Origin of the sequence: Paracraurococcus lichenis, assembly GCF_030657435.1 — a bacterium.
Taxonomy (GTDB): domain Bacteria; phylum Pseudomonadota; class Alphaproteobacteria; order Acetobacterales; family Acetobacteraceae; genus Paracraurococcus; species Paracraurococcus lichenis.
Map to the genome: position 1 here is coordinate 1 of NZ_JAUTWS010000113.1, position 10,796 is coordinate 10,796.

Below are 10,796 nucleotides of genomic sequence, written 5' to 3' on the forward strand. Positions count from 1 at the left end.
CCTGGAGTGGTGCGCGGCGCCGCGTGCCAGGCCTCGATGGCCTCAGCCGTGAACCAGACTGTCAGGCTGCCTCGAGCGCGCAGGCCGGCGTCGTACTCGGCCCAGTTCTTTACCCGGTGCTGCTGGGCTGGAATATGGTGTCGGCGGTCGGCGTTGCCCTTGAACGGCATGGTGGCCCTCCCTCGAACGAGGGCTCGCCCCCACCCGAGCCTACCCGACGCCGCTCGATCCGACGATCCCAGCACCAACATGCAGTCAGGCTACTGACTTTCTCGACCGCGGCCCCCGCCTCGCGCTCGATGGCCTCGGCCATCTCGCGCAGGGCCTCGGCACGGCTTGCCTGCTCGGCCTGGGCATAGGTCTCCAGCATCACCTCGAGGTCGAGCCAGGCGAGCTTGTTCAGGACCGTCCGGAGCGCCGCGCCCTTGGCTCCTGAGCTTCGACCCAAAATGCGCCCGGCGGACGGGACGATGTCGAGGCCAAGCTCCCGGACGATGGCGCTGGTGACGCTGGCGTGGCAGATGGCCACGGCGTAGCCGGGCACGCCATTGTCGTAGAAGGCCGAGGCGAGGGCCTCGGCGGACTCCTGGAACCCGCTGCCGAGCTTGCCGGAGACGACGCGCTGCCAGTGACTGACCCGGACGGCGTGGACTCTTGGGTCCATCAGTGCCTTCTGGATCTCGGCCAGCCCGAGAAGGAGCCGTGCAGATCAGCCAGGAGCCGGGGCATGTGGCCTTCCAGCGCGGATACCTCTGCGCGCAGCAGCGCCAGGTCGGCCGGCGTGGTGTCGAAGGCGGCGAGGCGCTTCTGCTGATCGGGAGTGAAGTTCTCGGGCATCTACATTCCGGGGCGGCGGAGGTGTGGCACCATCGAAGTTTCAAACCATGCCGGGTTCCTGAACACGGCCGCGGCGGCACGGTGAGCAAGCCTGAGCAATGGCAGGCCAGCTTACCTTGGCTCGAATTGAGGGCTTCGCTTCTCTCCCTCAACCTTGAAATTCTGCTGTCCCCAGGCTCGGCCCGGCTGGTGGAACCGCCCGTCCGCATATCAGGAGGCGGTGTTGTAGTCCGATGTGCACTATTTTTCGCATAGCCCGAAGCCGCAGAGGCACCACCCGGACTGCCCGTGTGGAACCAGGGAAGCCATAACGGGGTCGGGCAACCTCGCCCGGTTTTCGCGGTGCTCCCATGCCTTCCTTTGCCGCCCTGGTGCTGCAGTCCGCGTCCCGCATCCGCCCTTCGGTCTGGCGCGGGTTCGTCGGTGCTGCGCTGGGGCTGGTTCTCGCGGTCAGCGCTGGAGTCTATCTCCTGCAAGAACGGGAGGCAGCCCTGCGCGACGCCGAGCGGGAGGCGCGCAACCTCTCCCTGATCCTCGCCAACTGGGTCGAGGCTGGCTTCCGCTCCGTCGAGCAACTCGAGGCCGGGGTGCTGGACTGGATCCGGGCCGAGGGGATCGGCACCCCCGAGGCCTTCGCCGAGCGGATGGCGGCACGCGAGACGCACGACACCCTGCGCGCGCGCATCGCATCACTGCCGCGGGTCCGGCGGCTGCTCATCACCGACGCGACGGGCAGGACGGCCGCCACGTCGCTTCGTTGGCCGGCGCCGGACCTCAACTCCTCGGGGCGGGACTTCTTCGACGCTCTCCGGGACGATCCCCGGCGCGAGAGCATGCTGAGCGTCCCCTGGCGCGCCCAGGTCGACGGTCAGTGGAACATCTATCTCTCCCATCGGATCAATGCCCCGGACGGCCGCTTCCTCGGTGTCGTCGCCGCGGCGATCGACCTCGACTACTTCGAGCGGATCTTCGCCAGTCTCGCCCTCGGCCCGGACAGCGCGGTGTCCCTGATCCGCCGCGACGGCATCCGGCTCGCCCGCTACCCGCGGGCAGGGAAGGAGGCCAGCACATCGGCGGCCGCGGGAGCCATCTTCCAGCGTGTCCTGCCGTCCGCCCAGGACGGGGCCATCATCGAGCCGAGCTTCGTGGATGGGCGGATGCGGCTGAAGGTCGTGCGGGCGTTGCAGGACTACCCCCTCGCCATCTTGACGACACGGGGTGTGGACGAGATCCTCGTGCCCTGGCGCCGCGAGGCCAGGCGGCTCGGCTCGGCCGTGCTGCTTCTCGAGATGCTGATCCTCGGGACCGTGCTGCTGCTGCAACGGCATGACCGGCAGCGCCGCGCCGTCCGGCGTCTCCTGGCCTCGCAGGCCGAGAGCGAGGCGAGGCTCGCAGTGGCGGCCGAGCGCGAGAAGGCGGCCGAGGCATTGGCCGAGAGTGAGGCAAGGCTGCGCGCCAGCGAGGCGATGCTGCGGATGAGCCTCGAGGCGGGCGATGTCGGCATCTACACGCGCGATTTGATGGCTGACGGGGTCATCCAGTGCGGGCCCGAGACGCGCGCCTTGCACGGTCTCCCACAGGGGGATGCACCGATCCCGATCGAGGTGCTGGTCGGCCTGATGTTGCCGGAGGACCGGGAGCGGATTTCTGGCGAGATCGCGGATGCCCTGGCGAGGCGAGAGCCCGAACTCTGCTTCCAGTACCGCTTCCGGCATCCGGCCGACGGCAAGGTACGGCACATCGAGGCGCGTACGCGCTACGAATACGATGCCGCAGGGCGACCGCTCAGCTCGATCGGCGTGGTGATCGATGTCACCGCCAGCCGCGAAGCCGAAGCGCTGACCCGGCTCAGCCTCGAGATCGGCCGCATTGGCAACTTCCGCCACGACCTCACGGCTCGCCTGGTCTACGCGAGCCCGGAGGCGCGGGCGTTATACGGTCTGCCTGCCGGTCCGAACCCGATGCCCGACGAGGCATGGTTCGCCGCCGTTGTGCCCGAGGACCAGGCGCGGCTACGGGCGCGGATTGAGCAATCCGTCGCCGACCGAGCTGCGGAGGCCGATTTCGAGTACCGCGTCCAGCCCTCGGCGGAGGGCGTCCTGCGGCATTTCGAGGCCCGTGCACGCTTCGACTACGATGCCGACGGGGTACCTGTCTCGGTGGTGGGCGTGGTCATCGACGTCACCGAGCGGCGCGAGGCCGAGGCGCGCATCGCCCACATCGCCCATCACGATGCCCTGACCGGCCTGCCCAACCGTACCCTGTTCCGCGAGCGCCTCGAGGAAGCCCTGGCCCGCGCCCGTCGCGGCACGGGCTGCGCCCTGCTCTGCCTCGACCTCGACCATTTCAAGGAAGTCAACGACACCCTCGGCCACCCGGTCGGCGACGCCCTGCTCAAGGCAGTGACCGCCCGGCTGCTGGACAGCGTGCGCGAGACCGACACCGTCGCCCGCCTCGGCGGTGACGAGTTCGCCATCGTCCAGACCGACTCCGAGCAGCCCACCGCCGCGACCACGCTGGCCAAGCGGCTGGTCGAGGCGCTCAGCGCCCCCTTCGAGCTCGACGGCCAGCAGATCGTGGTCGGCACCAGCATCGGCATCGCCATGGTGCCCGGCGACGGCGAGGATGCCGACACGCTGCTGAAGAACGCCGACATGGCGCTCTACCGGGCCAAGGCCGAGGGGCGCGGGCGCTGGCGCTTCTTCGAGCCGGAGATGGACGCCCGCATGCAACTGCGCCGCGCCCTGGAGACCGATCTGCGCCGGGCCCTCGCCGCGGGCGAGTTCGAGCTGTTCTACCAGCCTATTGTCGCTGTCGCCTCACGCCAGGTATCCGGCCTCGAGGCGCTGATCCGCTGGCGCCATCCGGAGCGCGGCCTGGTGCCGCCCGACGCCTTCATCCCGCTCGCCGAGGAGATCGGCCTCATCGTCCCGATCGGTGAGTGGGTCCTCGCCCAGGCCTGCCGGGAAGCGGTGTCCTGGACCGGCACGCCGAAGGTGGCAGTGAACCTCTCGCCCGTCCAGTTCGCCAGCCGCGGGCTGGTGGATGCGGTCGCCGCTGCCCTCGAGCTGTCCGGCCTCGACCCCGCCCGGCTCGAGCTCGAGATCACCGAGACGGTGATGCTGCAGGACACCCAGGCCACGCTCGCCACGCTGCACCGGCTGAAGGGCTTGGGCGTACGGATCGCCATGGACGATTTCGGCACCGGCTACAGCTCGCTCAGCTACCTCCAGCGCTTCCCCTTCGACAAGGTCAAGATCGACCGCAGCTTCACCCGCGAGCTCGGGCAGTCCCGGCAGAGCGGCGCGATCGTGGGGGCCGTCACCGATCTCTGCCTCGGGCTGGACATGACGACGACGGCGGAAGGGGTGGAGTCCGAGGCGCAGTTCGCGGCATTGCTGCACAAGGGTTGCCAGGAGGCGCAGGGCTATCTCTTCAGCCGGCCATGCCCAGGCCACGAGGTGCCGGGCCTGCTCGACCGGCTGGAGCAGGACGCCAGGGTCAAGCCCGAGGCGGCATAGCCGACGGGGCATCGGTGGCGGCCTTGGCTGCAAGCTGGAACCCTTCTCTTCTGGCGGGATGGGCATTCCGTATAATAAGCGCTCAACATATCCGAACCAGAATTCTTTCCTTGGCAGCACGTTGTAGCACATATGGAAAGTGTTTCGTGCAAAGAATAAATGGTTCTAGCTATGTCGTTCTTTGAGGCACTCAACATGTACCTTAAACAGGTCAAACGTGAAAGGATTTGGGAGCGAGGATCTGCCAAGCGTGCCGGTGATGGAAGTTGCTCGAATGTCTCGGTTCGATTACGTCTGGCTGTGCGATGCAGCTTAACATGTTTGCTGCCGATCGCTGCTTTCCGAAGTGCTGGCGCCATTTCGCCGGACGTCGCTGGATGTCCATGCGATCAATGGTGGCCATGCCGCCTGATGACGCTGCCCGCCTGATCGCTCCGCTGTTTGAACGTACCAGCTCGCTGCTGGTAGCCCATGTTGCACCGCTTGCCCTGTGCATCTTCCTCGCTGGCCGGTCCGACGCCAGATGGCCGGTCATATTTCTCGTCCTCGACCTTGTGCTGCTCGTCTCACGCGTCGCGCTGGTCTTCACCATTCGGCGCAGGCGCGACCCCAGCCCCGAGGCGTTGCTGCGGGCAAGTCGCCCATACTTTGGCGTCGGCATGGCCTGGGCGCTTTCGACCGGTGCCTTCTGCGGCATGTGCTACGCCCTGCTCGAGGACGAGGTGAGCAGGCTGCTGGCAGCCACCTTGGCCATGGGCACCGCTGGCGGCAGCGCCTCACGAAATGCCGCAACGCCGTTCTTCGCCGTTGCCCAGGTGGCAGCCCTGCTTGCGCCCCAAGTGGCCGCAGCCGTTCTGCACGGCTCTGCGCATTGGTTCCAGGCGGCACAGGTCCTTATCTTCTTCGTTGCGCTTTGCTCGATCATCCGTCGTCAGTACGCCGATGTGCGGCAGATCTTGGCGGCACGCCGAGAGAAATCCGAACTCGCCCAGCGCTCCGAACATATGGCACGCCATGACACTCTGACAGGGCTGCCAAACCGCGTTCTGTTTCGAGAGCGGCTGAATGAAGCATTCGCAAAGTCACGGCGAGGCGCGAGTTGCGCCCTGCTTTGCCTTGACCTCGACCATTTCAAGGAAGTCAACGATACCCTCGGCCATCCCGTCGGTGACGCCCTGCTCAAGGCAGTGACCACCCGGCTGCTGGACAGCGTGCGCGAGACCGACACCGTCGCCCGCCTCGGCGGTGACGAGTTCGCCATCATCCAGGCCGACGCCGAGCAGCCCACCGCCGTGACCATGCTGGCCAAGCGGCTGGTCGAGGCGCTCGGCACACCATTCGATCTCGACGGCCGCCAGGTCGTGGTCGGCTCCAGCATCGGCATCGCCATGGTGCCCGGCGATGGCGAGGACGCCGACACACTGCTGAAGAACGCCGATATGGCGCTCTACCGCGCCAAGGCCGAGGGGCGCGGGCGCTGGCGCTTCTTCGAGCCGGAGATGGACGCCCGCATGCAACTGCGCCGCGCCCTGGAGACCGACCTGCGCCGGGCCCTCGCCATGGGCGAGTTCGAGCTGTTCTACCAGCCTATTGTCGCTGTCGCCTCACGCCAGGTATCCGGCCTCGAGGCGCTGATCCGCTGGCGCCACCCCGAGCGCGGCCTGGTGCCGCCCGACGCCTTCATCCCGCTCGCCGAGGAGACCGGCCTGATCGTTCCTATGGGTGAGTGGGTACTGGCCAGGGCATGCGCGGATGCGGTGTCCTGGCCTGGATCGCCCAAGGTGGCGGTGAATCTCTCGCCGGCGCAGTTCGCCAGCCGCGGGCTGGTCGAGATGGTCGCGCAGGCGCTCCGGAACTCGAAACTCGACCCTGCCAAGCTGGAGTTGGAGATCACCGAGACGGTGATGCTGCAGGACACAGAGGCGACGCTGACGACCCTGCACCGGCTGAAAGCCTTGGGCGTGCGCATCGCCATGGACGATTTTGGCACCGGCTACAGCTCGCTCAGCTACCTGCAGAAGTTCCCGTTCGATAAGGTCAAGATCGATCGCAGCTTCACGCAAGAGCTGGGCAGATCGCCCCAGAGCAACGCCATCGTGCGTGCGGTGACCGATCTCTGCGCCGCGCTTGACATGACCACCACGGCCGAAGGGGTAGAGACCGAGGAGCAGCTTGAGGCATTGCGGCGCAAGGGCTGCCGCGAGGCCCAGGGCTACCTCTTCAGCAAGCCGCGACCGGCGGCGGATATCGCCGGCCTGCTCGACAAACTCGATCGGGAATCCAGGGCCGGCGCATTGGTATCGTCGGAACTCGTGCCAGATCCGCTGGTATGAAGCCCGGTACTGCCCACACAGCTTGCAAAATGGCAGGCGTGCCGGTCGCACAACGCCGATGAAGCACGAGACGGCAGTCAGCAGAGGCGTGTTGGCCGTGGTAGGTAACGAGGCTGAGGAAAATGCGGAGCTCGTCGTCACACCGTCCAAGGTAATCCGCGGGTGCGAATCTCCAGAGTGCGCACACGAATTGCGCGCAGCTCGCTGTGCGGCACTCGAGGCAAGCCTGAGCGCCGTGGTCATGGCGAGCTGAAAGAGGCGGCGTGCCGATGAAAAAGCCTGCCAGGACCCCTCGACAGAGGAAAGTCATGGCGAGGGATAGCGCGAAGCCTGACCGCGCTGACCTGCTGTCCGCATCGCCGCTACCAGATCCCACGATGCTCGTGTGCGCTCGTAATGTGCCAAGTTTTGCCATCCTGAGTCTGAAGAGAGTCGGACGATGCAGAAGGGCGGCATCCGCGTGCGTTCGAGGAGAGGTTTGGTGAGGCACTAGGCCGCTACTTCGTGGATCCGCAATCCGACATAATGCTGACGTTAGGAAAAATGAGGCCGGTGCCGATCAGTACGTCCGAGGCAGGCCGAAGGCTACGAGGCGAAGAATGTTGGGAGTGATTGGCTGCCTGAGCGTCAACCACGACCCGACGATCCTGGTGATGGCGGCTGTCCTCGGCGTGGTGGCGGTCGGCGCCGCCGTTGTCTTCCTCGACTACGCCCGACAGGCGGGCAATGGCAAAATCTGCGGCAGGTGGCTCACTCTCGCCGCGCTCACCTTCGGTAGCGGTGTCTGGTCCGTCCACTTCCTGGCGATCCTCGCCATGGATCCGGGTGTGCCCATGGCTTTCGATCTCGGGATGACTGTGGCCTCGGCGCTCGCCGCGGTCGGCGGGACTAGGATTGCTTTTGCCACGGCCATCAGCTGCCACGGAGCCGTGCGCGCCCTGCAGGCGGGGGGCATTCTGAGTATCGCGGTCGGTACGATGCACGGATTGGGGATGCTTGCGCTACGTGTCCCTGGGACCGTGGAGATCAGTCCCGAATATTCGGCTCTGTCCATCGCTGCAGGAGCGGTCGCATTCGCTGCAGCGATGGCGGCATGCATACAGGGCAAACTGCGGTTTCGACCCGACGTGATTGGTCTGCTCGTCCTCGGCGTAGCCGCCCTGCATTTCCTGGGCATGCAGGCGACGTCGATAGTGCTTGACGGAAGCCCCCTCCAGAGCTCCGCGTCGCTCGCCGAGCCTACTGTCGCACTGGTCATCGCAGCCGTCCTCGTTCTCGGAGTCTCGTTGTGTGGTGTTTTGTCGGCTCGATCCCGCCGCATGTCGGCCGCAGCGGGCGAGGGGTGGATCCTGGCGTCAGCGACGGCTGCCATCTGCATCGCCCTCTGCGGCCTAGTCGCCAATGCCACCTGGACGCTGCGGCATGACAGCTGGAACATGGCGAGGCAGTCGGCGCGGAGCATGCGGGACCTGATTGGCGACGACCTTGCCAGGACGCTCGAGAGCCTCGATCTGTCACTGCAGGCCGTGGAGCAGAACCGTGCCGTTGCCGGCTTCGAAGCACTGCCGGCACATCTGCGGAGGCTCGTTCTCCTGGATCGCGCGGGTTCTGCGCGCCATCTTTCCTCCATTATCGTGCTGGACGCGCAGGGGGTGGTGACACTGGATTCGCTGCCTGGGGCCCCAACCCTGGGGAAAGCACTGTCCGAGGAGGAGTTTTTCACTCATCACCGCGACCATGAGCAATTCGGCTACTACGTCGGGCGGCCTACGCGGAGCCCGGTGACCGGGGAATGGCTCCTGCCGGTGAGCAGGCGGCTAAACGGCGCGAACGGCAACTTCGACGGCGTCGTCATGGGCTCCATCAAGATGTCGGCACTGCGCGCCCTGTTCGAACGTGCCGAGCTGGGACAGCAGGGCTTCGTCACCCTCTTCCGCGAGGATGGGGTCGTTTTGATGCGGGCACCTCGCAGCGAAGGCGTCGTCGGAGGGAGCTTTCAGGCAAGCGCCATTCAACGGCAGATCATGGCCGCGCCGACAGGCGACCTCATCATCACCTCGCCAGGTGACCAGGTCCAGGTCCGACGCATGCTCCTTTACGGGAACGTGGCCGGCACACCCCTCTACGTGGCGGTCAACTTCGCCGTGTCGGAGATCGAGGAGGCATGGCTCAAGGAAGCGCTGGTGCTCGGCGCTGCCGCCCTCGGCCTGGTGGTGGCGCTCGCCGGCATGTCCTTCTTCCTCTGGCGCGCCCTGGGCCACCGCCGCGCCGCCGAGCAGAGTGCCTTGGAGAGCAGGGCCAAGGCACTTGAGAACGAGGCGCTGTATCGCCTCCTGGCCGAAAACAGTGGCGACATGGTCTCCCGCATCGGCGCCGACGGGACGCGCCTCTATGTTTCACCGTCGGCCGAACGCGTGCTCGGCCGCTCACCGGCCGAGCTGATCGGCGGCTCGGCCCATGAACATGTGCTACCGGACGATCTTCGGCTGATTCAGGCGGCCGAGGCGGAACTGCGCACGGGCGCGCAGGAGGCCCGGGTCGAGTATCGGGTCTACCACCCGGACGGCGAGCTGGTCTGGGTCGAGACTACGATTCGCGCCACGACCGACCCCGCCACAGGCACATTCAATGGTGCGGTGACGGTCGCGCGGGATGTCAGTGCCCGAAAGGCGCTCGAGACCAGGCTGGAAACCCTGGCCCAGACCGACGGACTGACCGGCCTGGCGAACCGTCGTACATTCGATGAGGCAATCGTGGCGGAGTGGCGGCGAGCGCAGCGCACGAGGAAGCCCTTGTCCCTCCTGCTGCTGGACATCGACCGCTTCAAGCAATTCAACGATACCTACGGTCACCCCGAGGGTGATGTCTGCATCCGTCATGTTGCCAGCACCGTGCTGTCAATGTCGCGGCGACAAAGTGACCTTGTCGCGCGGTACGGAGGCGAAGAGTTCGCAATCCTTCTGCCGCAGACATCGGCGGACGGCGCGACGGCGCTGGCGGAGCAGGTTCGTGCCAAGATTGAAGCGCTCGGGCTGCCGCATGCCGGGAGCTTACCTCTTGGCGTGGTGACTGCGAGCATCGGCGTGGCCACGATCGTTCTCAGCGCTGACGACGCGATCCAGCCAGAGACCCTGGTATCGGCCGCAGACGCCGCCCTCTACGAGGCAAAATCCGGTGGGCGGAACCGCGTGGCAGTGTCAAAAGCTTCGGGCATGCCGCCCGCCTGTCCCAGGCAGGCTGATCTGGCTGAGGCTTGAACACTGATTGATACGGCCTGGGTGCTCCGGTGGATAGCCGCCGAGTGTCGCTCGAGAGCATGCAAAGCTGTGGGGGGGAGGGCCGCGAGGGCGCCTATTTGGTAAGCTCCTCGGGTGTGGGGCGAAGGAGCGTAAGCGCCGGGACGTGGCCCTTCTTGCTGCGGGTGATGAGCGTTGAGAGGTAGGCCGTCGCGGAGGTGCTGCGATGGCAAGGGATGGGGCAAGGGTTGTGGCAGGGACTGCCGCAGAAATGGGGGTCACGCTGCGATAGCGACTGCCGGGTGCTGATCGTTGGCGGCGTGGAAACGCTGCCCGAAGCCTGTGCCGAGCGTGCCGTTGTAGACGGCGCAGCGGACCTGGAGCACGCGGTCGGCACCGCGCCGGGTCCAGCGTATCTGCTGTGACTTGGCCATCCGGCGGTTCACCAGGAAGTTGGCCGTGCCCTCGGTCAGGGCCGTGCCGACCCGCTGCCCCGCCCGATGCCGCTCGGCGTAGTTGACCAGCCAGTCGCTCTGGCCAAGCAGATAGTCGTTCACTGCCCGCAGGGCGGTCCATAGCTTGCGCGAGGATGCGACGGAGCGCCGGCCGTCCGCCTCGCCCCGGAAGTGATGCATGACGACCCGGATGCGATCGAGACTGATCCCAGCGTCCCGGGCCTTGCCGTTCCACAATCGCCAGCGCAGGCGCTCGACGTCCTCGACGATCACCACCTTCGCCGTTGCGCGTTCCGGGGTGTCGGACGACAAGGTGCCGGCGACCTGCGTCAGGTGCTGCAGCCGCATGGCGAGGTGAAACCAATCCAAGATCGGCAGGCTACCGATGCCAGCGTCGAGGAGGATGCGCCGCAG

General features: G+C 66.6%; 5 protein-coding genes and 1 pseudogene. 3 read left to right on the forward strand and 3 right to left on the reverse strand.

Annotation, left to right across the window (positions count from 1 at the left end):
* Positions 1-109 precede the first annotated feature (109 nt).
* Positions 110-664 (reverse strand): protoglobin domain-containing protein, encoded by a 555-nt coding sequence (locus Q7A36_RS35640; protein WP_305108554.1) that lies wholly within the window; start codon positions 662-664, stop codon positions 110-112.
* On the reverse strand, positions 664-837 hold the full coding sequence (locus Q7A36_RS35645) for a hypothetical protein (protein ID WP_305108555.1): 174 nt from the start codon (positions 835-837) through the stop codon (positions 664-666). Before Q7A36_RS35645 ends, Q7A36_RS35640 begins: the two co-directional genes overlap by 1 nt.
* A gap of 350 nt (positions 838-1,187) precedes the next feature.
* Between Q7A36_RS35645 and Q7A36_RS35650 the strand changes: the two genes are divergently transcribed.
* From Q7A36_RS35650 to Q7A36_RS35660, 3 genes are all read left to right on the forward strand, one after another.
* Positions 1,188-4,358: a bifunctional diguanylate cyclase/phosphodiesterase gene (locus Q7A36_RS35650; RefSeq protein WP_305108556.1), complete on the forward strand. Its 3,171-nt coding sequence runs from the start codon at positions 1,188-1,190 to the stop codon at positions 4,356-4,358.
* Between the two features lie 317 nt (positions 4,359-4,675).
* Positions 4,676-6,691: a putative bifunctional diguanylate cyclase/phosphodiesterase gene (locus Q7A36_RS35655; protein WP_305108557.1), complete on the forward strand. Its 2,016-nt coding sequence runs from the start codon at positions 4,676-4,678 to the stop codon at positions 6,689-6,691.
* A 599-nt stretch (positions 6,692-7,290) separates the two neighbouring features.
* Positions 7,291-9,948: a diguanylate cyclase gene (locus Q7A36_RS35660; protein WP_305108558.1), complete on the forward strand. Its 2,658-nt coding sequence runs from the start codon at positions 7,291-7,293 to the stop codon at positions 9,946-9,948.
* A gap of 257 nt (positions 9,949-10,205) precedes the next feature.
* On the opposite strand, the pseudogene Q7A36_RS35665 reads toward Q7A36_RS35660, so the two are convergent.
* Positions 10,206-10,796 (reverse strand): annotated as a pseudogene (locus tag Q7A36_RS35665) (hypothetical protein); the annotation flags it as partial.